Source organism: Sphingomonas phyllosphaerae (assembly GCF_036946485.1).
GTDB classification, from domain to species: Bacteria; Pseudomonadota; Alphaproteobacteria; order Sphingomonadales; family Sphingomonadaceae; genus Sphingomonas; species Sphingomonas phyllosphaerae_E.
This window is the reverse complement of the sequence record NZ_JAQIJA010000005.1, coordinates 1,153,754-1,178,274: the sequence shown is the minus strand read 5'-3', so window position 1 is coordinate 1,178,274 and position 24,521 is coordinate 1,153,754. Positions and strand designations below refer to the sequence as shown.

Below are 24,521 nucleotides of genomic sequence, written 5' to 3'. Positions count from 1 at the left end.
CGGTAATTGGGAACCTTCTATGGAAACGGTCTACGATTGGGTCACGCTGGCCATCTTCGCCGGCCTTGTCGTGCTGTTTCTACAGCGTTCGATGGCGGACGATCATCAGGATTCGATGATCGCCTATCTCGCCGGCGCGGCGATGTGTGCGCTGGCCAATTACCTCGGCAACGAAGGACATGACCTGCTGGCCAGCCTGTTGATCGTCGCCAATCTCGCCTTCATCCTGCTGGTGCTGAAGCCGATCGAGCTACCCCGCCGCTCCTGACTCGCGGCGGCGCGCTCAGCGCGCGTCGATGTCCAGGAAGCGCCGGACGTCGCTGGGTACCGAGGCGAACATCGCCTGGACGAATCGGGTGAGCGCCGCCATCCCGGCCTCGCGATCGGGGGTCAGTGCCGAGACGCGCACCAACACCGCATCGGGCACGTCACCCTTCAGATTGGCGCGTGCCACCGACCAGCGTTGCCGCGCCCAGGTCAGCGGCATATCCTCGCCGACGCGCGTCCAATAGAGCAATTGCTCGGTGCGATCGTCCGCGCTCGCGGTGATGGCGGTCGCCTCCAGCCGGCTGCCTGGCAGCGATATCGGCAGCACGCTGCGTTCCATCAGCGTGAACCCGCTCGCCGGATAGCAATATTCGGGGCGATGCACCTGCAACACGCCGGTCTGCCCGCCGCTCTGCGCCATCAGCAACATGATCGGCAACGCATCCGCAGCGACATAGACCCGCGTCAGAAGCTGCGAATAGAGCGCGTCCTTGAGCTGATCGGCGGGCGGCACGACCAGCCCGCTCTTGGAATAGAATTCCCACTGATCGATCTTTCGCGGAATCAGCTTGTCGAGCTTGCGCTGGCCCAGAAGGTCGATGTGATGGCGCGGCACGCGCGCCACCGCCGTCCCCGCGGTCAACAGGAACGCGCCCCCCAGGATCGCCTGGCGTCGGTTCAGCGACACGCCGTCGTCGGGCCGATCAATCGTCGTCATGGCCGTTCCCCAAGGCGCGCCGCAGCGGCGCCGCCAGCGCGTCCAGCGCGAAGATCGTGAGCACGGAAATCAGGAACATCACCAGCCCGGCGAAATCGTGCGCAAATCCCTGCGCGGCCGCATCGCCGAAATAGTAGGTGATGAGGATCAGCAGGATCACGCGGACGAAATTGGCGAACACCGCGATCGGAATGATCGTCAGCATCAACAGCACGCTGTAGCGCCAGTTGGCGTGATGCCGGACGTAGATGTAGAAAAGGCAGATGGCGGTCAGGCTGATGATCGAATTCAGCCCCGCGCAGGCCGCGGCGACCAGCAGGTCATATTGCGCGATCTGGATCGACACGCCCGAGCTGCCGATCGGATAGCCGAGCGCATAGAGCAGGTTCACCGCCTGTTCGGAGATCGCGATCTTGATCGGCTGCGTGATGATCGCCACCGCCTGATCGGGGGGCGGGAAGACGAAGCCGAGGTAGAACAGCGGGAACCACAATTCGCGCAGCACCGGCCCGCCGAAGAGCAGATAGCCCGCGCCCAGCAGCGCGCCGTAGAAGGCGAAGCCTTCGATCTCGATGATCCCGGTGATATGGGCGACCAGATAGGCGAGCAGGCACAAGGCGACGAACCCGCCGCCCAGCAGCACGTTGCCCGGCGTGCGCAACCGCAACGCCTTGGGCACCTCGCGCCACATCAACCACAGGCCGGTCGCCAGCACCAGCGGACCATGCCCGCCCTGTTCGGTCGACCAACTGACCCGCGCGACGGTGAGCATCGTCGGGATGCCCAACGCGATCATCCCCGCGATCAGCAGCCAGGCAGCCCCGGACAGCGACGGCCAGCGCAACGTCACCGCGCGGCGTGGTGCCGGCTTGTGGTCCGCGCCCTCCCATGTTCCGACGGCTTCGTTGTTCACCTTGTCTGCTTCCGACGCGCGGGCACAATCCTGGCTGGCACCGGCGCCCCTTCCGGCCGCGACCTTCTAGACATTCCGCCCCCCCGCTGCAACCGACGCGACATCCCGCCCCGAGACGCGTCGCTATGAAGCGTCGTTCCTCAAGGACCGGTAAACTGTTGCGGTGGCATGGCGGATCGCCGCTGCCCGGCCTAAAGGCGGAGCGACAGCATCGGGGCAATGACGGGGACGGCGGCAATGGAGGTGATCGCGACGATCGTGGCGGCAGCGCTCGCTGCGCCGCTCGCGCTATTGACCGCGGCCTTCGCCGTCGAGGTGATCGCCGGGCTCCGCTCGATGCGCGCGCCGATGATGCCGGAGACCGACACCAGCACCGTGATCGTCATGCCCGCCAATGACGAAGCCGCGGTCATCACGCGCACGCTCACCCTGCTCGCCGCCGAACTGCCCGACCGCTTTCGCGTGCTGGTGGTCGCGGACAATTGCACCGACGATACCGCCGACCTCGCCGAACAGGCCGGCGCCGATGTGTTGCGTCGCAATGACCCCAGCCGTCGCGGCAAGGGTTTCGCGCTGGCGCACGCCCGCGACCATCTCGCCACGCAAGGCGAACCCTGCGCCGTCGTCGTGGTGCTGGACGCCGATTGCACGATCGATCGCGCCTCGCTGGCCACGCTGGCCGCCACCGCCCGCCAAGGCCCCGCGCAAGCCAGCTACCTGATGCAGCCCGAGCGTGACGCCGCACCGATGGTGCAGGTGTCGAACTTCGCCTTCGCGATCAAGAATCTGGTGCGTCAGCGCGGGTTGCAGCGGCTGGCAGGGCGCGTCAATCTGACCGGCACCGGCATGGCGTTCCCCTGGCCGGTGTTCCGCGACGCGCCGCTTGCCACCGACGACATCGTCGAGGATCTGGCGCTCGGGCTCGAACTCGCGCAGCGCGGCACCCCGCCCCATTTCGCTGCACAGGCGACGGTATGGAGCGCGGCGAGCAGCGCGGAGGGCACGCTCAAGCAGCGCACCCGCTGGGAGGGTGGGTTCCTCGCCACCTCGAAGCGTCACGCGCTTCCCACGATCGCCGCCGGCATGCGCACCGGGAATTGGCGCATGGTCTGGGCGGGGCTCAGCCTCGCCGTGCCCCCGCTGACGTTGCTGCTGCTGCTGGATGTCGCGGGGCTGGGCGCGCTCGCCGTGCTGGCGCTAATCGGTGCGGCGGCGTGGCCCGCGCTGCTGCTCGGCGCATTGCTGCTGCTCGCGCTGGCCGCGTTGGTGGCGGCATGGGCGCGAGTCGGACGGCCGTTCCTGTCTGGCGCGGCGGCGATAAGACTGCCGCTCTACATCCTCTGGAAAATCCCGCTCTACCTGGGACTTGCCCGCAAGCGGCCGACCGACTGGCTGCGCGCCGGGCGCTAGTTGATCGCGCTTGATCCGGGGTGCGTAACAATGTTTGCGCAAGGCGTAACGCCTCCTTAGTAGCCGAAGGCTAACGTTTTGCATGCGACGCCCACCGGCGCTCGCGCGCAGGCGACAAACAGGGGATCAGGGCCGGATGGCGCGGAATTATCAGTCACGTAAGCGTATCCTCGTGACCGGCGGCGCCGGCTTCCTCGGCTCGCACCTGATCGATCGCCTGCTGGAGCGCGGCGACGAGGTGGTGTGCGTCGACAATCTGTTCACCGGCACCAAGCGCAACATCGAGCATCTGCACAGCAACCCGCGCTTCGAGTTCATGCGCCACGACGTGTGCTTCCCGCTCTATGTCGAGGTCGACGAGATTTACAATCTCGCCTGCCCCGCCTCGCCGATCCATTACCAGCACGATCCGGTCCAGACGACCAAGACCAGCGTGATCGGCGCGATCAACATGCTCGGGCTGGCGAAGCGGCTGAAGTGCAAGATCTTCCAGGCCTCGACCAGCGAGGTCTATGGCGATCCGCACGTCCACCCGCAGACCGAGGATTATTGGGGCAACGTCAACCCGATCGGCATCCGTTCCTGCTATGACGAGGGCAAGCGCTGCGCCGAGACGTTGTTCTTCGACTACCACCGGCAGCTCGGGCTGGAGGTGAAGGTCGCGCGCATCTTCAACACCTACGGCCCGCGGATGCACCCCGCCGATGGGCGCGTCGTCTCCAATTTCATCATGCAGGCGCTCAAGGACGAGCCGATCACGCTGTACGGCGACGGATCGCAGACGCGCAGCTTCTGCTACCGCGACGATCTGGTCGAGGGCTTCCTGCGGCTGATGGACACCGCGCCCGACTTCGCCGGGCCGGTCAACATCGGCAATCCCAACGAATTCACGATCCGCGAGCTTGCCGAGCTGGTGATCGAGCTGACCGGCTCGCGCTCGACGCTCGACTATCGCCCGCTGCCGCAGGACGATCCGATGCAGCGCCAGCCTAACATCACTGTCGCGCGCGACAAGCTCGGCTGGGAACCCAAGGTGCAGCTCCGCGAGGGGCTGGAGCGGACGATCGACTATTTCCGCGACTTCGTGAGCTGACGATCTCGCGGCGCGGCGGCTGCGTTACGCCTGCCGCTGCGCCGCGATCACCTCCGCCAGGAAATCGCGATATTGCGCCGCCACCCGCGGCCACGCGAAATTGGCCGCTCGCGCCACCCCGCGCGGCACCAACGTCTCGCGCGCCGCCATCGCCTCGGTAAGCGCACGCGCGACCGCTGCCGGATCAGATGTATCGAGCAGCACCGCATCGTCGCCGACGATCCAGCGCAACCGCGCCGAGTCATGCCCCACCACCGGCGCGCCGCACCCCAGCGCCTCGATGTAGACGTTGCCGAACGATTCCTCCTTCGACAGGTGCAGGAACACATCGGCCGAGCGATAGAGCGCCGGCATCTCGGTCGCCGCCACCGTCAGACGGCGGAAGCGGCCGGGCAGCAATTCGGCGGCCAGCTTGTCGATGGCGTCGCGGTCCGGTCCGTCGCCCGCCACGACCAGTTGCGCATCGGGCAAGTGGCTGACCGCGCGCACGCCGTCGGCGACGCGTTTCGACGGGATCAAGGCGCTGACCATCAGCACGATCGGCCCCTGCTCGGGCAGCCCCAGTCGCGCGCGCTCGGCTGTGCCCGGCGTAAAACGCATCGCATCGATGCCGTTGGGGATCAGCGCGCAGCGCCAGCGGTCACGATTGTGCTCCAAATAATCGGGGTTGGTGCACACCAGTCCCTCGCAGCCGAAGGTGCGGAACTCCGAATCGTTCGAAACCGCCGGCCATTCGCCATTCTGCGTGACGAACACATGCGGGGGGCGCCGCCCGCCAAGCACCGGGCGGCGCAGCACCCAGTTGGTGAAGGGGAAGGAACAGGTGATCGTCACGTCGTGATCGGCCGGGCGATAGGCGCGCAGCAAGCCGGGCGCGAACGTCGCCTCCTCCCACCCGGTGTCGCTGCGCAGCGCGGGCAGGCGCGGCAGATGCTCCAGCCGCTCGCGCCGCACCGATCCGGCGTGGAGGAAGCGATACGGCGTGCCCGCGCGCGCGTCGCCCGATCCGATCACCGTCACGTCCTCGCCCGCGCGCGCCAGTTCGGTGGCCAGCGACAGCAAGGCGATCTCCGCGCCGCGTTCGAAGCGATGGAAGCCGGGCAGCGCAAACAATATCCGCATGGTCATGTCCTTATTCCGCCGCGCACGCTTCGCCGATCCATCGAATTTAATCTGTGCGATGCTAGAGACCGTCGCGGTGGATCAATCCGGCTTGATTCGCAACGCTCACTGGACGACCGCTGCGGCTGCATGACCTTCCCTTTCTCCCGCACGCCGACCCGGATCGGCATCGTCGCAACGGGGCGGGCGGTCGCTCGCGCGCGGCACCACTTACCGGCGATCACCTGCAAATGACCGATCCGCGCATCGCCTATGTCGTCAGCCAATATCCGGCCTCGTCGCACACCTTCATCCGCCGGGAGGTCGACAGCCTGCGCCGCCACGGCGTCGACATCCGCACCTATAGCATCCGCCGCCCCTCCGCCGCCGAACTCAAGGCCCCCGCCGACAAGGCATCCTTCGCCGAGACGCGTTTCGTGCTGCCGATGGCGGCGGGAACGTTGCTCAGGGCGCATCTGCGCGCCGTGACGACGCGGCCCGGTGCGTGGTTCGCGCTGCTCCGGCTCGCGCTGCGGCATCGCGCGCCGGGCGCGAAGGCGATGCTATGGTCGCTGTTCCACTTCGCGGAGGCGGTGGTGCTCGCGGCGATGCTGCGCGAGGACGGCGTCACCCACGTCCACAATCATTTCGCCAATGCCGGCGCGACGGTCGGGATGCTCGCCGCGCGCTTCGCCGGGCTGCCGTGGAGCCTGACGCTGCATGGCATCTCCGAAACCGACTATCCCGCCGGGCTGACGCTGGGCGCCAAGCTGGAGGCGGCGAGCTTCGCCGCCTGCGTCTCGTGGTTCGGGCGCGCGCAGGCGATGCGCGTCACCGCGCCGGCGCAGTGGCACAAGTTCGCCACCGTGCGCTGCGGCCTCGATCTGCCGACGCTCCCCGCCGCGCCGCCGCGCACCGGCGCCCGGCGCGAGATCGTCTGCGTCGCCCGGCTCTCCGCCGAAAAGGGCCACCTCGGTCTGCTCGAGGCGATCGCGCCGCTCGACGTCAATCTGACCCTCGTCGGGGACGGGCCGATGCTGGCCGAGATCCAGAACGCCGTGGCGGCTGCCGGGCTCACCGACCGGGTCCGCTTCGTCGGCCGCCTCGACGAGGCCGCGACATTGGCGGCAATCGCGCGCGCCGATCTGCTGGTCCTGCCCAGCTTCATGGAGGGGCTGCCGATCGTGTTGATGGAGGCGATGGCGATCGGCGTGCCGGTGATCGGCAGCCGCGTGGCCGGCGTGCCCGAACTGATCGAGGACGGGGTCGAGGGATTGTTGTTTCGCCCCGGCGACTGGCTCGATCTGCGCCGCGCGATCGCGCGCATCCGCGACGAGCCCGAACTCGGCGATCGACTGATGGCCGCCGCGCGTGCGAAGGTCGCGAGTGAATTCGATATCGCCACCGCGGTGCTGCCGCTCGCGCGCTGGTTCGGCAAGGATTGAGAGATGCTGTTCGACCATTTCGACCAAGTCCGCATCATCAACCTGAAATATCGCGCCGATCGCCGGGCGGAGATGATCGCGGAACTGCGCCGGATCGGTGCCGAGGCCGATCCCCGCGTCGCGTTCTTCGAGGCGTGCCGCTTCGACGATCCCGGCACCTTCAGCTCGATCGGCGCGCGCGGCTGCTATCACAGCCATCTCGACATCCTCGACGCCGCCGCGGCTGACGGCGCCAGCGTGCTGATCCTCGAGGACGATGCCGATTTCACCGCCGCCGCGCGCGACACGGTGCTGCCCGCCGACTGCCAGCTCTTCTACGGCGGCTATCACGCGGCCCGTCCCGACGACCTGCAACGAAGCGACATCATCGGGTCGCATTGCATGGGATTCCGCGCGGACATCGTTCCCGCGCTGGCCGCCTATCTGCGCGGGCTGCTCGCGCTCGACGATCATCCGACGATCGACGGCGCCTATGTCTGGTACCGCCGCGCGCATCCGGAGGTCGTGACGCATTTCGCGGTGCCCCCGATCGCCGACCAGCGGCCCTCGCGCACCGACATCGCCGATCTGCGCTTCTTCGACCGCTGGCCGATCCTGCGCGACGCCGCGCAATGGGCGCGCCGCGTCAAGCGGCAACTGGCCCGGCGCGGCGTCACTGCCGCGCGATAGGGCCCCGCCGACCCGCCGCGGCTGAATCGCCCATGTTTACCGGCCCGTAACCACGCCGCTTCACCCCGCCCTAACCACCGCAGGGTAGAAAGAGCCATCCCGACCGGACGCACGTCCGGCCACTCCGGGCATGGAGCTTTCTGATGAAGTCGCTGCTGCGTCATGCGGCACCGGGCACGCTGGCGCGTCGCACCGGCCGATCCCTCGCGCAACTCGCCGGCGCGCTGGCGCTTGCGTCATGCGGCGGCGGCGGTGGTGGCGGCAACGAGGCAACCGCGCCCGTCGCGGCGGCGCCGGCCGCGACCGTGCCCACCCCGACGCCGACCCCCGCGCCCACCCCTACACCCAGCGCCTCGCCGGTCGCCGCGACCCCGGGCAGCCTGTCGGTCACCGACGGCTATCCCGAGATCCCAAGCAATTTCGACGTGAATTCGGAGCTGGTTCCGTCGTGGGGCACCGGCGAGATCGCGCAGACCTCCAAGCCCGACAACGTCGGCGCGTTCCGTTTCATCTGCAATCCCAGCCACGAGCTGCGCGACGATCCGGTCGTCTTCCCCGGCCAGGCGGGGCGTTCGCACCTGCATCAGTTCTTCGGCAACACGCTCGCCAACGCCAATTCGACCTATGAGAGCCTGCGCACCACCGGCCAGAGCACCTGCAACAGCCCGCTGAACCGCAGCGCGTACTGGATACCGGCGATGCTGAACGGCAAGGGCGGGGTCGTCCGGCCGGACTATATCACCATCTACTACAAGCGCTTTCCGCAGGATGATCCCGAGTGCACGCGCATGGGCAAGGCGTGCGTCGATCTGCCACGCGGCCTGCGCTACGTCTTCGGCTTCAACATGGCGGACATGTCGGCCAAGTTCGATGCCGGCTGGTTCAACTGCCAGGGTCCGACCGCCAAGTCCGACCATTACAAGGACATCGTCGACGCGGCGAAGAACTGCCCGGTCGGCAATCAGCTGGGTGCCGTCCTCGCCGCTCCCAATTGCTGGGACGGCAAGAACCTCGACAGCCCCGATCACCGCTCGCACATGGCCTATCCGGGCTTCGGCAACTGGGGCTATCTGAAGTGCCCGGACACGCACCCCTATATCACGCCGGGCCTGTCGATGGCGGCCTGGTACACCGTGGACGAGGATCTCGACACGTCGGGCACGTGGGACGGAACGCCGAAGGGCTGGCACCTGGCGTCGGACGAGATGCCCGGTATGCCGATGATGCGCCCGGGCAGCACGCTTCATGCCGACTGGTTCGGGGCGTGGGACGATTCGGTGATGCGGACGTGGATGGCGAATTGCATCAACAAGCAGCTTAGCTGCAACGGCGGCGACCTGGGCAATGGCAAGCAGATGAAGACGTTCAGCGGCTTCACCTGGACCGCGAAGCCCCACGTCGTGCCGGTCAAGGGCTGAGCGATGAACGACGCTCCCCGCGTGCGTCGTGGCCGACGACGTCAGATCACCAGGACAGCGATCACCATCCAGAGCAGCGTCGCCATGGTCAGCCCGACCAACACGCCACGCGCCGCGGACGATGGATCGACGACGTCGGCGACGAATGGCCCGATCAATCCGAAGCGGTCGAAGACCAACGGCACGCCGCTGGCGGCAAATTGTTCCGTCCGATCGAAGCGCACCTACCCCTCCATTTACCATGGGTGCCGTGCGTCCGTCCCGGAACGGCACAGAAAACTTTCAGTGCGGTGAACGTATTCCGTCGATGTTGTTTCCGCGGGCGCAAAATGGGGCGCGCATTAACCCGCTGGTAGCTCTGCGACGACTAACTCCTTGACGCTCAGTGAAAGGTGCGGCGATGCTCATTCCGGCAATATTGCTACCCGGTGATTCCGACGATCGCCGCTCGGCCGAGCGGCAGACGATCAATCAACCCTCCACGCTGCGTGACGAACGCGCGCGGGCGACCGACGTCTATGTGCGCGACCTGTCCGAAACCGGGTTCAGCGTCGCGACCGACTCCCGGCTGGAACTCGGCAGCGAGGTGACGATCGGCCTTCCGGGTCGCGGGCGCGCCAGCGCGCGGGTCGTGCGCCAGGTACCCGGCGGCTATGGGTGCGAATTCGTCGAGGCGCTCGGCCGCGCCGAAGTGATGCAGGCGTTCCGCGGCGGCACCGTCATCCACATGACGAGCAGCGCGCCGATCACCGCGCCGCTCTCCGAGCCCGAGATCGAGCGCTTCCCGGGCGCGGTGCGACTCGGCGTGATCGTCGGGGGCTCGGTACTGTTGTGGGCCGGGGTGGCCAAGGCGATCGCCGCGCTGCTATGACGGTGTGACCGTCGGCGGGGCCGGGCCCGCGCCTCGTGGTCAATCAACGACGATCGAGGCGGAGAAGTAGTTGTTATTGCCCGAGCCTTCTCGCGCGCCCCGCCCGCGCCCGCTCCTGACGAACCTGCAATATGTGCGCGCCGTCGCGGCCTATCTGGTCGTGCTCTATCACGCGCGGCTGCTGACCTCGCTCGGCCAATCGCTGCCGCTGGAATTCGGGCGGGCCGGCGTCGACATCTTCTTCGTGATCAGCGGCTTCATCATCCAGCACGTCGCGGCGCGAGACGACGTCGGGCGGCCGGGCGCGTTCATGGTGAAGCGGCTGATCCGCATCGCTCCGCTTTATTGGCTGTTGACGCTGCTGATCGGGCTTGGCGGTCCGCTCATCCCGGCGCTCGCCAGCAAGGCCGGCATCCCGGATGCCGACCTGGTCGTGCGCTCCCTGTTCTTCGTGCCGTACTTCGACGGGGTCGGTGAGATCCATCCGGTGTTGTTCGTCGGATGGACGCTGAACTACGAAATGTTCTTCTACGTGCTGTTCGCCGCAGGGCTCATGATCCGGGGCACGTTGGTGCGACTGATCGTGCTGAGCATGGTGTTGCTGGCGCTGGTGGCGATCGGCTTCGTCGTCGATCCGCGCAGCGCGCCGGGCATCACCTACACCAATCCGTTGCTGCTCGAATTCGGGGCCGGATTGTGGCTGCACAGCCTCTGGCAGCGCGCGCTCCACCAGCACGTCGGGGCTCGAGGCCGGTTGGCCGCGAAGCTCGTCATGACGGGCGCCGCGCTGGCGCTCGTGAGCGGCGGCATTCTGTGGCCGACGCTCCCCGATCCCGTGAAATGGGGCCTGCCCGCCTTTGCGATCGTGGCAGCGGCGTTGATGCTGGAGCGTCAGGATGGGGTTGCCCGCCACCCCCTGCTCCTTCTGCTGGGCGAGGCGAGCTATGCCATTTATCTGATCCATCCGTTCGCGATCAAAGCGATGTCGCTGCTCGGCGCCCGCTTCTTTCGCGACGCATCATTAGCCATGCAGGCGCTTCTGTTCGTCGCGACCGTGCTGATCGTCGGCGCAGCCGGCGTCGCTCTCCACCTGTGGGTGGAGAAGCCACTCGTGGGGGCATTGCGTCGGCAGTTCGTCCGGCGTCGCCCCGTCCCGTCGGAACCGCGACTGTCCGCCTGAACGGTTTAGCTTGCCGATGCGCGTCCCCGGGAAATCACGTTAGGGGAGTGATGGAATACGGGTCCGGGTTCAGCGACGCCGCAGGTCGCCGATCAGGAAGGCGCGGACGGCCCGCTGCGATCCGGCGGCGGAGAGATGCCCGTTGTCGGCATAAAGCCATGTCGATCCCGTGCGATAGAGACAGAGGCCATTCGAACACAGGCTCGGCAACGGATCGATATACTCCGCCCCGGCCGCCTCCTGCCGTACCGCCGCAGTCACGCCCGGTTCGATGCGCGGCACGATCTTTCCGATGGGGCGGGCCGCCTGCCCGGACAGATAATCGAATGCCTGCGGCGTGACGCCGAACATCGGCGATTGCCCGATCACGGTCACCCGAACGCCTAGCCGCTGCAACGTCGCGATCGTTTGATGAAGTTGAGTGAGGGTGCGCCGGGGCACCTCTTCCCAACGCGCCGCCAGCACCACCTGCGTGATACCGAACCGCCGGATGAGCGCCGGAACACGCGCGTTCGAGTGCGAACACCCGACCCGCGCCGCCGAAAAGTAAGCGAAAATCGGCGGACAGCCCGCGAACGTATATTGCAGCACATCGCGGTCCAGCACCGTCTGCTCGGCGATCAATCCCGGCATGTAATGCGCCGCGTGGCTGTCACCCCACAACAGGATGCGCCCGCCGCGTCCGTGCGCCCGTGTGCAACGCTCGGCATCCCACGGGATCGGGCGAGAGGGGTCCTCGTTGAAGCACGCGGCCCCGCCCCATTGCTCCTGCCCGGTGATCGCCGCCGGATGATAGCCGGGAAAGCGCTGCGGCCATCCCCCGGCTGCCGCGCCGGCAAGCCCGATACCGATCATCGCTGCCGAAACCGCGGCACCGACCGCGATCACCCGCCACTGCGCCGCGGGCACCGCCCGCAGGCGGTAGGCATAGCGACGCATCGGCTCCTCGACGAACCGCCACGACAACACAGCCAGTGCGATGCTGACGACCAGCATCGCCGCGCCCTCGATAAGGGTCGGCGGACGCATCAAGCGATATTGAAACAGCGCGACGATCGGCCAATGGACCAGATACAGCGAATAGGAGATGCGCCCGATCGCCCGCACAGGGCTGGTCGCGAGCAACCGGTTGACCAGCGGCGGCCTCCCCGCTCCGGTGCCGGCGAGGATCACCAGCACGGTGCCCACGCACGGGAATATGGCGTTCCAGCCAGGAAACGCCGACGTCTCGTCGAGCATGACCATGCTGCCTGCCACCATCGCCAGCCCGGCCGCCGCGATCGTTTCGCGGCCGAACGTGCTGTCGGTCGGCGCGGCGCTCGCCCGCGCGACCGCGGCGCCCAGCAGCAATTCCCACGCCCGCCCCGGCAACAGGAAATATCCGGCGGTCGGCGCGGCGAAGACCATCGCGATCGACACCGCCAGGCTGCCCGCCGCGACGACGAGGATCGCCGAGAGCCACCACTTCGGACGACGTCGGTGCAAAATCGCCAGCGCCGGCGGCGCGAGGAAGTAGAATTGCTCCTCCACCGCCAGCGACCAGCTATGCAGCAGCGGCCGGGTCTGTGCCGCGGCCTCGAAATAGCCCGACGAGCGCCAGAAGAAGATGTTCGATGAAAACGCGCCGATCGCGGTGACGCTTCGGAAATGCGCGATCAGATCCTCGGGGAGCAGCAGCCAGATCGCGGCGGCGGTGGTCACGACGACCGTGACCACCAGCGCAGGCATGATCCGGCAGATCCGCCGCACATAGAAGGCGCGCAGGCTGAAGTGCCCGGCGTCCACATCGGCCACGATGCTGCGCGCGATGACGAAGCCGGAAATGACGAAGAAGACGTCGACCCCGACGTAACCGCCGGACAGGATGGCAGCGCCGAAGTGGAACAGCACGATCGGCACGACGGCCAGCGCGCGCAAACCGTCGATATCGCTGCGATGACTCAAGCGCGCCCGTGCTCCTGTGGCGGGCGATACGGCAGCGCTGCAACGCAAACAAGCGCACGGGCGGCGCGGAACGCCCGATTCCGGGACAGCGAAAGCCTGTCACACATCACTTTTAGTTCAGCCCGCCTCACCCTGGCCACGGGTCGTCGCGCGAGAGGAACCTTTTTGATTAGCGCCATTTTAACCACCGCCGCGATGGATCGCCATGATCACGGGGTAAGGCGAAGAAAGTGTGACTTTCTTCCGGTTTTCATTTCCGTCGAATTGCTTTATTTGTTGCGATGCAGCGTGACGTCCAGGGAGCGAAGCCGTGCATGAAGCGACCGTGATGGTTGCGCCGGAACGGACCGGCGTAGCGAACGGCACCAGTGATTCCGCGAAGTGGCAGCGGCTGGACGATGTGGCCAGCCGTGTGCTCGACGTGACCCTTGCCGTCACCGCGCTGATCATCCTCGCCCCGTTGATGGCGATCGTGGCTGCCGTGATCTACATCCTCGATCCGGGTCCGGTGATCTTCGCGCACCAGCGCATCGGGCGCGGCGGGCGGTCGTTCCCGTGCCTGAAGTTCCGCAGCATGGTGGTCGACGCGGATGCGCGTCTGCGTCACCTGCTCGAAACCAGCCCGGAAGCGCGTGCCGAATGGGAACGCGATCACAAACTGCGTGACGATCCGCGCGTGATCGGTATCGGCCGCTTCCTGCGCAAGACCAGCCTCGACGAGCTGCCGCAGCTCTGGAACGTCGTGCGCGGCGACATGAGCCTGGTTGGCCCGCGACCGATCGTCGTCGGCGAGATCAGCCGCTACGGCCGCTATTTCGAACATTATTGCGCGGTGCGTCCGGGCATTACCGGGCTGTGGCAGGTCGGCGGCCGCAACGACGTCTCCTATCGTCGCCGTGTCGCCTATGACGTAACCTACAGCCGCGCGCGTTCCTGCGCGATGAACGTGAAGATCATCGCCTACACCGTGCCGAGCGTGTTGTTCCAGCGCGGTTCCTACTGATCCTCCACGCCGCGGCCTGACGATCGCGGCGTTCGTTCATCCACCGCGCAACTGAGAGCGGACCTGCTCCAAATGTGCCGTGGCGCGCTTCCGATCGGCATTGGCGAGCGTCAGCATCCGCTCGCTCAGCGCGTTCAGCTTGCGGGTCGCCAGCACCACCTCGCCATTCGCCTTGGCCGCCTCGGCCTTCAACAGCGTCAGCTCGTGGCTGGACGCCGCGGACGTGCGGTCAGCGCCACGCTGCTGCATCATGGCATAGGCCTGATCCATCTTCATCGACAGCACCGTGCGCTGCGACTCGTACAGGTCGCGCTGGGCACGCGCCTCGTCGATCTGCCGGATCACGAGGGTGCGACGCGCCGCCGAAGCCGCGCGATCGGCGGTCAGTTGCTGCTGCACGTCGGCCAGCACCGCGGCGACCTTCGGGTCCTTGCGACGGGCGAGTAGCGCAGGCGGAAAGGCGATCGCCTGCGCATCGTTCGCCTCGGCCTGCCACATCGCTTCCTGCGCCATCAGGCGATCGGTGGCGATCCCGGCGACCGGTTGCGGGGTTCTGGCCGTGCACGCGATCGCGGCGACAGCGGTAAGCGCGAACAACCCCGCAAAGCCGAACGCCCGGCGCAGCGCCGCCGAGACATCGTCTTCGATCGTCGAACGCCCGCTCGTCGCTTCCATGATCCCGCTGATCCTTAATCGTTGCGCTGGAATGGCATGTTAAGCGCCAGGGCTTAACAAGAAGTAAGCTACGTTACACCGCGGCGTGCGCTCATTGTTACGCTTCGACAACATTGTAATCGTTCGAACATTGATCGGGATTACTGTCGCAGCATTAACCTCGTCTTCAATCGATCCGCGTAGCTGCTGCCCATCCGCCACGACGGCGGCGACAGTTCAGATTCGGGCGGATCAGCGTGGCGACGAAGCGGTTACGGACACACCTTTTGCTGGCGACGGGGACGCTCGCTCTGGCGAGTTGCGGCGGCGGCAGTGGCGGTAGCGGCGGCGGCGGTACGTCCACGACCCCGGTCGTGGTCGTGACCGCCCCCACGCCTACCCCGACGCCAGCGGTCGGTTCGGGTAGCGCCGGACCGGGCGTCACGCCCACCCCGTCGCCGTCTCCGACGCCCACCTCCACCGACGGCGGGATCGTGATCGTCACGCCCACGCCTGCTCCGACGCCGACGCCGACACCCGTTCCCTCGCCGTCGCCGACGGCGCCGGTCAGCCCGTTCCCCGATCCGGTGGCGACGTCCACGCCGACGCCGACCCCAGCGCCGACGCCGACGCCGACCCCGGCGGTCGTCGTTCCCGCGCCGACCCCGACGCCAACCCCTGCGCCGGTGATGCAGCCGACCCCGACGCCGACCCCGGCCCCCGTGACGCAGCCGACGCCGACCCCCACCCCGGCGGTCGTCACGCCTGCGCCGACACCGACGCCCACCACCGCCATCGAGCTGCCGGAGAAATCCGCCCCCAGCGACGGATTCGCCTATCTCGCCGCGCGCGCCAGCGAGCTTGCGTCGTCGATCGTCGACGCCTTCTGGCGGTTCCTTGCGCTGTTCACCGCCAACGGCGGCAGCACGCCCTGGGCGAGCGGGCTCACCGCGTTCAACCAGCCGGTGACGACGGTCGACGGCGCCGCCGCGGTGCCGGTCGACGTCCTGCGCCTGGCACGCCAGGCATCGTTCGGCCCGACCCCGCAACTGGTGTCGCGCATCACCGAGCTGGGCATCCCCGGCTGGATCGACGAACAGTTCCGCGTCCGCGGCAGCACCTACACCGATCTCATCAAGTGGGTGCCCAACGATTATTGCTCCGATCGCACGATCGTGAACTGCTGGCAGAACAATTTCACGCGCGTGCCGGTCGCCGCGCGCTTCTATGCCGACGCCGCACTCGCACCGGACCAGCTGCGCCAGCGTGTCGCTTTCGCGCTGTCGCAGATCCTCGTCATCTCGGGCAATGGCGTGAACAGCACCCCGGGCATCGCTTCCTATCAGCAGGTGCTGCTCGACGGCGCGTTCGGCAATTACCGCGATCTGCTCGGCAAGGTGACGATGCACGGCGCGATGGGCTGGTACCTGTCGATGGCCGACAGCATCCGCAGCGCACCATCGGAGAATTACGCGCGCGAGATGCTGCAGCTCTTCACGATGGGGCCGATGCAACTGAATGCCGACGGCACGCCCGTGCTGGCCGGCAACGGCGCGTTCGTTCCCAATTACGGGCCGGACGACATCAAGGGCCTGTCGCGCGCACTCACCGGCTGGACCTATGCCAGAAGCGGCGGCCGGACCGACTGGACGGGCAACGACTTCTCGCAGCCGATGGTCGTGCGCCCGGTCAACTGGGCCTATGACACGCAGGCGAAATCGTTCCTGGGGGTTACCGTGCCCGCGGGCGCGTCGCAGGCCGACAGCGTGCGCATCGCGCTCGATGCCGCGTTCAACCATCCCAGCACGCCGCCGCGCCTCGCCAGGCTGCTGATCCAGAATCTCGTCAAATCGAATCCGTCACCCGCTTACGTCGCCCGGATCGGGACGGTGTTCGTCGACAATGGCAAGGGCGTGCGCGGCGACCTGAAGGCGGTGGTCCGCGCGATCCTGCTCGATCCCGAGGCGCGCGGTGACGAGCCGCGCGGCGGCGGGTTCGGCAAGGTCAAGGAACCGGTGCTGGTGATGATGGGGCTGGTCCGCGCGCTCGGATTGCAGACCGACGGCATCAGCATGACGATCCGCGACGCGGCGCTCGGCCAGCCGGTGTTCCAGGCCCCCTCGGTCTTCAACTTCTATCCGCCCGACTATCCGTTGCCGCGCAGCAACGGGCTGGTCAGCCCGGCGTCGAAATTGTTGTCGGCGGGCGGCACCGTCTCGCTCCAGAACCTCGTCTACGACTGGACGCTGAAGGGCGAGGCCAATCGCGGCGACTGGAATTTCAACAATTACCTCACCAACGCCAGCAGCTCGGCCAACACCGTGCCGCTGTGGGGCGGATGGGAAGCGATGGCGGGCGATCCCGACCGGCTGGTCGCGGTGGTCAACCTGCTGATGCTCAACAACACCGCCACCGATGCGCAGAAGCAGGCGCTGCGCAACGCTGCGGTGTCGATCACCAACGCCAATGCGCAGGTCCAGGCGCGCAAGCGCGCGCAGGCACTGCTCTACATCGCCGCCACCAGCCCCAACTTCCTCGTCGATCGCTGAGGATCACGTTTCATGACGCACATTTCCCGCCGCCATTTCCACCATATGGCGATGAGCGCCGGCGCGGCCGCCGCGCTCGGCATGTTCGGCCGCGGCGTCGCGTACGGCGCGCCCGGCAGCGGCTTTCGCGCGATGGTCGGCGTGTTCCTGTTCGGCGGCAACGACGGCTGGAACATGCTCGTCCCCACCGATAGCGCCGCCTATTCGGCCTATGTCAGCTCGCGCCAGACCGTTGCGCTGCCCCCGTCCGGCGTCGTGCCGCTGGCCGGCAGCGGCCTTGGGCTGCACAAGGCGATGGCCAGCCTCGCGCCGATCTGGGACAAGGGCGCGATGGCGCTGGTGCTCAACACCGGCACGCTCGCCACGCCGCTGACCAAGGCGACCTATCTCAGCCGGCCGGACCTGCGCCCGTCGAACCTGATGAGCCATTCCGACGAGCAGGAACATTGGCAGGGCTTGCGCGCGCAATCGGTCAATCGCGACGGCTTCATGGGCCGCCTCCACGATCGCATGGGCAGCAGCGGGGTGCCGCCGGTCATCTCGTTCGCGGGCAACAATGTCGCGCTGATCGGACAGCAGGCACAACCCCTGGTGCTCCCGTCGCGCGGTGTGCTGTCACGCTACGGCACCGGCAGCAGCGCGATCGACGCGGCCATCGGCAGCTTCGCGGGCGGTACCGGGCTCGACGACCTCACCGCCTCGACGGCCGACACGGTGCGCGACGCTTATGCCATGACCGCGGCGACCGGCGCGGTGCTGGGCGCCACCGGCAGCGTCGAGGCGTTCTTCGTCGACCCCGCCACCGGCGCCGCGCTGACCTCTGACGTGTCGCAACAGCTCAAGCGGGTCGCGCGGATGATCGAGGCGCGTTCGACCTTCGGGCATACGCGCCAGTCGTTCTTCGTCTCGCAGGGCGGGTACGACACGCACGATGCGCAGGTCACCTACGGCAACGTCGTCGCGGGGACGCACGCCAACCTGCTCGGCGATCTCGCGCTGGCGCTGGCGGCCTTTTACAAAGCGATGGAGGCGCTCGGGCTGCAGGACAACGTCACCGCTTTCACGATGAGCGATTTCGGGCGCACCTATCGCGGCAATGCGCAGCTCGGCTGTGATCATGCCTGGGGCAACAACCATCTGGTGATCGGCGGCGGCGTGACCGCCGGCGGCGTGTTCGGCCGCTATCCCGACCCCACGCTGGGCGGCGCGGACGATATCAGCAACGAAGGCCGGTTCCTGCCGACGACCTCGCAGGAGGAATATCTCGGCGCGATCCTGAAGTGGCATGGCGTCAGCGATGCCGATTTGCCTTATGTCGTCCCGAACTGGGCCACATGGTCGACCAACGGACGCGGCCCGATCGCGCTATACGGATAACGGTGCGAGCCGCGGCATTTGTCGCGGTGGCGCGCGTCTTCTATAAGACGGGCACTCGCTGGAGACCGATCGTGTATCGCCGCCTTTTCCTCGCCCTGTCGCTGCTCGGATGCGCCTCCGCGACTCCCGCGCAGCATGCGCAGCTACGCGCCGACGAGACGGTGTACGAATTGCGCGGGCCTGGCGAGGCGGCGACCGGCACGAGTAAGGTCTCGCACAACATCGGCAGCCAGCATGGCGATCAGGTTCGTCCCGAGCTGAGCGGCGACGTGGTGGAGATACCGCCGTCGATCCCGTCGCCGGTCAAGCCGGCGACATTGATCCAGCCGCTCGACGCGCCGCCCGGCACGGCGGCGCCCGACACGGTCGGCGCGTTCCGCTTCATGTGCGAACCCGGGCAGATCAGCTACGACGACCCGATCGTCTACCCGAATCAGCCGGGCAAGAGCCACCTGCACCAGTTCTTCGGCAACACCGCGGCGAATGCGAGCAGTACGTACCGCAGCTTGCGGACCACGGGCGACAGCACGTGCGTCAACATCCTCAATCGCTCGGCCTATTGGATGCCGGCGATGCTCGACGGCCGCGGCCATGTCGTGCGGCCCGATTACGTCACGGTCTATTACAAGCGCTTGCCCAGCAAGAGCGCCGAATGCCACCGCCAGGGCAAGGATTGCATCGCGCTGCCCCGCGGGCTGCGCTTCATCTTCGGTTACGACATGGTGACCGGCAAGACGCCGACCGGCGGCAGCTTCTTCAACTGCGACGGCCCCACCGCCAAGTCAGGCCATTACAAGACGATCACCGAGGCGGCGGCGAACTGCCCGCCCGGCAATCGCCTGGGCGCGATCGTCTTCGCGCCGGGGTGCTGGGACGGCCTGCGGCTCGACAGCCCCAATCACCGCGACCATATGGCCGATCCCAGCTATGGATCGTGGGGCTATCTGCGTTGCCCGTCGACGCACCCCTATGTGGTTCCGTCGTTCACGCTCGCCTCCTGGTACAGCGTCGACGCGCAGCGCGCCGACAGTTGGTATCTGTCCTCCGACGAGATGCCGGGCATGGAGCGGATGCCGGCGGGGTCGACCTTCCACGCCGACTGGTTCGGCGCCTGGGACGACGAGGTCATGGCGATGTGGACCGCGGACTGTCTCGAGGCGCTGAAGTCCTGCAACAGCGGCGTTCTGGGCGGGCTACGCATGATGAAGCCGCTTGCGCCGTTCGTCTGGAAGACGCCGCGCCGGCTCGTGCCGATCCCACCGCGGCCCGGCGCTGCGACGAGTGCGGGCAAGGCGGTGGCGACGCGCTAGCAATGTTCGTTCCGCCGGCCGCTCGTTTGCGGTAACGGCCCCCGACGCGGCGTGATTGGCCGCGACCAACACCATCATCGACGGATATCCACGGGTTCATGGCCGACACCTCTACGCTGCGTGCCCGGATGATGGCGCGGATCCACGTGCCCGAAGCGCTGTTGACCCGGCTCGGCTGGGCGACCCTGGGCTATATCCTGGTGCAGGGGATGCGGTTCGGCGCCAATCTGGTGCTGACGCGGTTGCTCGCGCCCGAGCTGTTCGGGATCATGATCCTGCTCACCTCGCTGCGCGTCGGGCTGGAATTGTTCACCGATATCGGCATCGGCCAGAACGTCATCAGCAGCCCCAACGCCACCGACCCGCGCTTCTACAACACCGCCTGGACGCTACAGGTCATTCGCGGCGTCGCGCTGGCGCTGATCGCGTTGCTGCTGCAACCCGTCATCAGCCATTTCTACGGCGACCCGACGCTCCACGAGATTCTGCCGTTCATGTCGCTCTTCCTGCTCATGACCGGCTTCGTCTCGATCGGACAGCCGCTCGCCGTGAAGCAGCTCGCGATCGATCGCACGTCGATGTTCGAGGTCGCCATCTGCTTCATCGGCAACATCTTCCTGATCGGTGCCGCATGGATCTGGCCCAACATCTGGGGCCTGCTCACCGGAAGCCTGCTGGCGTCCTTCACCGGGATCGTCCTGTCCTATTTCGTCAAGCCGGAGATCAAGCACCGGCTGCTGATCGACTGGGACTATGTGCGCGAGATCCTGGGCTTCGGCAAATGGGTGTTCGTCTCCTCGATCGTCTTCTTCCTCGCGCTCAACTTCGACCGGCTGATCCTCGCCAAATACGTCAGCTTCGCCGCGCTCGGCATCTACGGCATCGCACGCACGCTGTCGGACGTGTTCGCGCAGTTCAGCGTCAAGCTCGGCGCGGAGATCGTCTTCCCCAGCGTCGCCGCGGCCACGGTCCGCGGGGTCGAGCTGCAACGCAAGCTGGCGCACCGCCGGATGCAGTTTCAGGCGGCGACGATGGTCGCGATCGCCGGCGTCATCGCCTTGTCGGACTTCATCATCCGCATCTACGACGTGCGCTATCATGACGCGGCGCAACTGCTGCCCTGGGTGTCGGTGGCGGCGTGGCTGATGATCCTCAGCACGCTGAACGAAAATCTGATGCTCGGCCTGCGCAAGCCGCATTACAGCGCCTTCGGCAGCGCGGCGAAGCTGCTCGGGCTGGCGGTGCTGCTGCCGATCGGCCTGACGCGCTACGGCATCGCCGCCGCGGCGGTGGCGACGGTGCTGGCGGAACTGATGCGTTATGCCTGCCTGTCGGTCGGGCAGGCGCGGTTGAAGGTCACGTTCATCCGCCAGGACCTTCTGGCGACCATGGCGCTGATCGCGCTCGCCTATGCGATCCGCTGGGTCGCGTTCGAGATCGGGCTGACCGGTGCGCCCGGCGAGCTGTTCCGCATCACGATGTACCGCTGAGCGAGCCGTTATCCCGGACAATCCCGGGATAACGGGAAGGGTCGGTCAGGCGATCGGCCCGTAATAGCCGCGATACCATTCCGCGAACCGCTGCAACCCCTCGCGCAGCATCACCTTGGGTTGATAGCCGGTCAGCGCGTGCAGCTTCGACACGTCCGCATAGGTGGCGGTGACGTCGCCGGGCTGCATCGGGCGCATCACCTTCTCGGCCTTCTGCCCGATCGCGTCTTCCAGCGCCTCGATCATCTCCATCAGCCCGACCGGGTGGCTGTCACCGATGTTGAGGACGCGGTGCGCGCCCGCTTCGGGCGGATGGTCGAGCGCGCCCACGATCCCATCGACGATATCGTCGATATAGGTGAAGTCGCGCGCCATCTTGCCTTCACCGTACACCTCGATGGCCTCGCCGCGCATGATCTTCTGCGTGAACGAGAAATAGGCCATGTCCGGGCGCCCCCACGGGCCATAGACGGTGAAGAAACGCAAGCCCGTCTGCGGGAAGCCGTACAGCTTCGCATAGGACTGGCTCATCAGCTCGCACGCGCGCTTGGTCGCGGCGTAGAGCGAGACCGGGTCGACCGCCGCCTCGTCCTCGGTGAAGCCCTCGCCGCCCATCGGCTTGTCGCCATAGACCGAGCTGGAGCTGGCATAGACCAGATGCTCGAACCCCTCGGCGTGGCGGCACGCCTCCATGATCGACAGATGGCCCGCGAGGTTCGACCGCTCATAGGCGAACGGATTTTCGAGGCTGTAGCGGACCCCCGCCTGCGCGGCGAGGTGGACGACGCGGCGCACGCCTTCCTCGCGCACGATCTTGGCCATCGTCTCGGCATCGGCGATGTCGGCGCGGTGGAAGGCAAAGGTGTTGCGCCCCTGGAAGGTGGCGAGCCGCGCTTCCTTCAGCTTGGGATCGTAATAATCGTTGACGATATCGACGCCGATCACGCGCTCGCCGCGGTCGAGCAGGCGGTGCGCGACGGCATGGCCGATGAAGCCGGCAGTGCCGGTGACCAGGATCGGATCGGTGCGGCCGCTCATGCTGTCATCCCTCGGTTCGCGCCGGGGTCGGCGCCATTATGCTGCACCGCCTCCTAAAGATGCGAACCCGTAACGGCAACTCGCCCCGTCTCAGTCGCGCACCGACTCCGCGGGCTGCCATACGGCGTATGTCTTTCCACCCCATACCGAATCGATCACGCCCAGCGCCACGCCCAGCAGGCTGAGCAGCGCCGCGACGATCTTCTGCGCGATGCCGATCCGCAGCCGGTTGCCGACCGCCAACAGGATCACGCCGCTGCACGCCAGCGACAGAACCGCTCCGGCGCCCAACACCGCCACCGCCACCGGCAAGGCGAACAACCCAGCGCCCGCCAGCAGGAACGGCGTCACCCATTTCAGCATCCGGTGCGAGGCATAGCCGTAGAGCGCGGGCCACGGCAGCCGGCGCAGCTGCGGCCACAAGGCGCGATGGACGTTGATCGCTTGGCAGGCGATCCGCCGCTTGCGCACCAATTCCTCTTCGGCCTCGGTCGCACTGCGCTCATGGACCAACGCGTCCGACACGCTGATCAACCGCTTGTTCTGCGCCAGCACGACAAGGCTCAGATACAGATCGTCAATCAGATGCGGCGGCGGCGCGCGGTGCAGCTCGCGGCGCAGCACGAACATCGCACCGTCGACCCCGATCAGCCCCACCGTCTCGCTTTCGATCGCCTTGATCGCTTCCTCGGCCCGCCAATAGGCCGCGCCGGTTGCGGCCGCGGGGCTGTCGTCGGCATTGTCATAGTCCAGCCGTGCGCTGGTGCAGCCGACGCGCGGATCGGCGAAGGGGGCGACCAGCGGTGCGATCACGTCGACGTCGTGCAGTACGTTGGCGTCGGTAAACATCAGCAGCTCGGACGTCGAGCGCTGCACCAACTGGTTCATCCCGAACGTCTTGCCATTGCGCTCGTAGGAGATGACCAGATCGACGCGATCGGCGAACTCGCGCAGGATCTCGATCGTCCCGTCCTGCGGTCCGTCGGCGTAAACATGGATCGTGGCATTGCCATAGGCGTCGGCTGCTTCGATCAACCGCTCCAGACGGCGGCGGATCGATCGCGCCTCGTTATAGGCGGACATGCAGATCGCGAGCGACGGTCGCGCTGTCCCGTCATGAGACACGAAAGACACCGGACGTCGCCGAAAGAAGCGCAAGGTGAAAGGATAGATGACGAACGGATGCACCGCCAGCAACAGCAACAGCCCGGCAGCGATGGCGTACACCCAGATCATGCTCGCGTCTCGCCAGCCCCTTTATCACGCATGTCGGAGGGGGCAGCGGCCGTCGCTTGTCACCCCCTTGCCCTTTCTAAGAGCCATAGCGGGTAAAGATATTCCTGCAAGAAGGCGCGTGATCCCGGTATCGCCTTGGAAGATGGCTTGCATTTAAGGCGGCATCGCTTACCACGTCGCCACTTCGCACGTGCGGCAAAGACCCAGGGGAACCATCGATATGATCAGGCTGGCGATGATGCTGTCGGCAATGGCGCTGCTGACAGGCTGCGCCGGACGCGGCGGCGATCTGCCGCTGCAACCCGCCTCGGCGCTCGGGCGCGAACGGGCGACGCCGGTCGACGCCACCTACCAGCTCGGTGTCGGGGACCAGATCGCATTGACGGTCTATGGCGAGCCGGATCTGACGCGCACCTATGCGATCAACCCCAACGGCATGATCGACGTGCCGCTGGCCGGGTCGATCAAGGCGCAGGGGATGACGATCGACGCGCTCAGCGAACTGATCCGCACGCGGCTGGCCGATGGCTTCCTGCGCAATCCCAGCGTCACCGGCTCGATCGTGTCGTACCGCCCCTTCTACATCCTGGGTGAGGTCAACAAGCCCGGCCAATATCCGTACCAGACCGGCATGACGCTGGAAGGTGCGGTCGCGCTGGCGGGGGGCTACACCTATCGCGCGCAGAAGAACTACGTCTTCATCCGCCCCGAAACGGGTGGTGGCGAGACCAAGGTCGAGGCGACGCCGGAAATGGCGGTGCGCCCGGGTGACACGATCCGCTTCGCCGAGCGCTTCTTCTGATCTCGGCGATGATCCGCGTTTGCTCCGTTCCTG

Annotated in this window: 23 protein-coding genes; 14 read left to right on the top strand and 9 right to left on the bottom strand. The window is 66.9% G+C overall.

Annotated features, from left to right (window positions below; all coding sequences use genetic code 11):
- The first annotated feature begins 19 nt into the window (after window positions 1-19).
- Entirely contained in the window at window positions 20-268 is a 249-nt protein-coding gene (locus tag PGN16_RS14250; protein ID WP_159754291.1) for an XrtV sorting system accessory protein, read from the top strand.
- Window positions 269-283: 15 nt separating this feature from the next.
- On the opposite strand, the gene epsI is transcribed toward PGN16_RS14250, so the two are convergent.
- Both epsI and xrtV read right to left on the bottom strand, forming a co-directional pair.
- Window positions 284-985 carry an exosortase-associated protein EpsI, V-type gene (epsI, locus tag PGN16_RS14245; protein WP_335310034.1) on the bottom strand — a complete coding sequence of 234 codons (702 nt, stop codon included), beginning with the start codon at window positions 983-985 and terminating at the stop codon, window positions 284-286.
- Entirely contained in the window at window positions 972-1,898 is a 927-nt protein-coding gene (xrtV, locus tag PGN16_RS14240) for an exosortase V (RefSeq protein ID WP_335310033.1), read from the bottom strand. Before xrtV ends, epsI begins: the two co-directional genes overlap by 14 nt.
- Before the next feature lie 219 nt (window positions 1,899-2,117).
- Here xrtV and PGN16_RS14235 point away from each other — a divergent pair, with 219 nt between their 5' ends.
- Window positions 2,118-3,308 (top strand): glycosyltransferase family 2 protein, encoded by a 1,191-nt coding sequence (locus tag PGN16_RS14235; RefSeq protein WP_335310032.1) that lies wholly within the window; start codon window positions 2,118-2,120, stop codon window positions 3,306-3,308.
- Between the two features lie 136 nt (window positions 3,309-3,444).
- Window positions 3,445-4,401, top strand: a complete 957-nt coding sequence (locus tag PGN16_RS14230) for a UDP-glucuronic acid decarboxylase family protein (protein WP_335310031.1) — start codon at window positions 3,445-3,447, stop codon at window positions 4,399-4,401.
- Window positions 4,402-4,425: 24 nt separating this feature from the next.
- On the opposite strand, the gene PGN16_RS14225 is transcribed toward PGN16_RS14230, so the two are convergent.
- A complete protein-coding gene (locus tag PGN16_RS14225) occupies window positions 4,426-5,523 on the bottom strand; it encodes a glycosyltransferase family 4 protein (protein ID WP_335310030.1) in 1,098 nt (365 codons plus the stop codon).
- Window positions 5,524-5,753: 230 nt separating this feature from the next.
- Between PGN16_RS14225 and PGN16_RS14220 the strand changes: the two genes are divergently transcribed.
- The 3 genes from PGN16_RS14220 (at window position 5,754) to PGN16_RS14210 (ending at window position 9,034) form a co-directional block, all read left to right on the top strand.
- Window positions 5,754-6,947, top strand: a complete 1,194-nt coding sequence (locus PGN16_RS14220) for a glycosyltransferase (protein WP_335310029.1) — start codon at window positions 5,754-5,756, stop codon at window positions 6,945-6,947.
- A 3-nt stretch (window positions 6,948-6,950) separates the two neighbouring features.
- Entirely contained in the window at window positions 6,951-7,616 is a 666-nt protein-coding gene (locus PGN16_RS14215; protein ID WP_335310028.1) for a hypothetical protein, read from the top strand.
- 143 nt (window positions 7,617-7,759) lie between these two features.
- A complete protein-coding gene (locus PGN16_RS14210; RefSeq protein ID WP_335310027.1) occupies window positions 7,760-9,034 on the top strand; it encodes a DUF1996 domain-containing protein in 1,275 nt (424 codons plus the stop codon).
- Window positions 9,035-9,075: 41 nt separating this feature from the next.
- Here PGN16_RS14210 and PGN16_RS14205 read toward each other — a convergent pair whose 3' ends face one another.
- Window positions 9,076-9,258 carry a hypothetical protein gene (locus PGN16_RS14205; RefSeq protein ID WP_335310026.1) on the bottom strand — a complete coding sequence of 61 codons (183 nt, stop codon included), beginning with the start codon at window positions 9,256-9,258 and terminating at the stop codon, window positions 9,076-9,078.
- A gap of 176 nt (window positions 9,259-9,434) precedes the next feature.
- Between PGN16_RS14205 and PGN16_RS14200 the strand changes: the two genes are divergently transcribed.
- The gene (locus PGN16_RS14200) at window positions 9,435-9,905 is read left to right on the top strand and encodes a PilZ domain-containing protein (protein WP_335310025.1); all 471 of its coding nucleotides are present in this window, start codon (window positions 9,435-9,437) and stop codon (window positions 9,903-9,905) included.
- A 76-nt stretch (window positions 9,906-9,981) separates the two neighbouring features.
- Window positions 9,982-11,085, top strand: a complete 1,104-nt coding sequence (locus PGN16_RS14195) for an acyltransferase family protein (RefSeq protein WP_335310024.1) — start codon at window positions 9,982-9,984, stop codon at window positions 11,083-11,085.
- 69 nt (window positions 11,086-11,154) lie between these two features.
- Here the strand turns inward: PGN16_RS14195 and PGN16_RS14190 are convergent, their stop codons facing one another.
- Entirely contained in the window at window positions 11,155-13,029 is a 1,875-nt protein-coding gene (locus tag PGN16_RS14190) for an acyltransferase family protein (RefSeq protein WP_335310023.1), read from the bottom strand.
- A 310-nt stretch (window positions 13,030-13,339) separates the two neighbouring features.
- Here PGN16_RS14190 and PGN16_RS14185 point away from each other — a divergent pair, with 310 nt between their 5' ends.
- Window positions 13,340-14,032 carry a sugar transferase gene (locus PGN16_RS14185; RefSeq protein ID WP_335310022.1) on the top strand — a complete coding sequence of 231 codons (693 nt, stop codon included), beginning with the start codon at window positions 13,340-13,342 and terminating at the stop codon, window positions 14,030-14,032.
- A 36-nt stretch (window positions 14,033-14,068) separates the two neighbouring features.
- Here the strand turns inward: PGN16_RS14185 and PGN16_RS14180 are convergent, their stop codons facing one another.
- The gene (locus tag PGN16_RS14180; RefSeq protein WP_335310021.1) at window positions 14,069-14,707 is read right to left on the bottom strand and encodes a hypothetical protein; all 639 of its coding nucleotides are present in this window, start codon (window positions 14,705-14,707) and stop codon (window positions 14,069-14,071) included.
- Between the two features lie 166 nt (window positions 14,708-14,873).
- Complete coding sequence (locus tag PGN16_RS14175; RefSeq protein ID WP_335310020.1) at window positions 14,874-15,449, bottom strand: hypothetical protein; 576 nt, start codon at window positions 15,447-15,449, stop codon at window positions 14,874-14,876.
- On the opposite strand from PGN16_RS14175, the gene PGN16_RS14170 reads away from it, so the two are divergent.
- The 4 genes from PGN16_RS14170 to PGN16_RS14155 all read left to right on the top strand — a co-directional run bounded on the left by PGN16_RS14170 (window position 15,409) and on the right by PGN16_RS14155 (window position 21,412).
- Window positions 15,409-17,235, top strand: coding sequence for a DUF1800 domain-containing protein (locus PGN16_RS14170; RefSeq protein ID WP_335310019.1), 1,827 nt, complete (start codon window positions 15,409-15,411; stop codon window positions 17,233-17,235). The genes PGN16_RS14175 and PGN16_RS14170 overlap by 41 nt on opposite strands.
- Window positions 17,236-17,247: 12 nt before the next feature.
- Window positions 17,248-18,612, top strand: a complete 1,365-nt coding sequence (locus tag PGN16_RS14165) for a DUF1501 domain-containing protein (RefSeq protein ID WP_335310018.1) — start codon at window positions 17,248-17,250, stop codon at window positions 18,610-18,612.
- A gap of 71 nt (window positions 18,613-18,683) precedes the next feature.
- A complete protein-coding gene (locus tag PGN16_RS14160) occupies window positions 18,684-19,922 on the top strand; it encodes a DUF1996 domain-containing protein (protein ID WP_335310017.1) in 1,239 nt (412 codons plus the stop codon).
- 98 nt (window positions 19,923-20,020) lie between these two features.
- Window positions 20,021-21,412 carry an oligosaccharide flippase family protein gene (locus tag PGN16_RS14155; RefSeq protein WP_335310016.1) on the top strand — a complete coding sequence of 464 codons (1,392 nt, stop codon included), beginning with the start codon at window positions 20,021-20,023 and terminating at the stop codon, window positions 21,410-21,412.
- Between the two features lie 45 nt (window positions 21,413-21,457).
- On the opposite strand, the gene PGN16_RS14150 is transcribed toward PGN16_RS14155, so the two are convergent.
- Both PGN16_RS14150 and PGN16_RS14145 read right to left on the bottom strand, forming a co-directional pair.
- Window positions 21,458-22,450, bottom strand: coding sequence for an NAD-dependent epimerase/dehydratase family protein (locus PGN16_RS14150; RefSeq protein ID WP_335310015.1), 993 nt, complete (start codon window positions 22,448-22,450; stop codon window positions 21,458-21,460).
- A 90-nt stretch (window positions 22,451-22,540) separates the two neighbouring features.
- On the bottom strand, window positions 22,541-23,686 hold the full coding sequence (locus PGN16_RS14145) for a glycosyltransferase (RefSeq protein ID WP_335310014.1): 1,146 nt from the start codon (window positions 23,684-23,686) through the stop codon (window positions 22,541-22,543).
- A gap of 220 nt (window positions 23,687-23,906) precedes the next feature.
- Between PGN16_RS14145 and PGN16_RS14140 the strand changes: the two genes are divergently transcribed.
- Complete coding sequence (locus PGN16_RS14140) at window positions 23,907-24,488, top strand: polysaccharide biosynthesis/export family protein (RefSeq protein WP_335310013.1); 582 nt, start codon at window positions 23,907-23,909, stop codon at window positions 24,486-24,488.
- The last annotated feature ends 33 nt before the right edge of the window (window positions 24,489-24,521 follow it).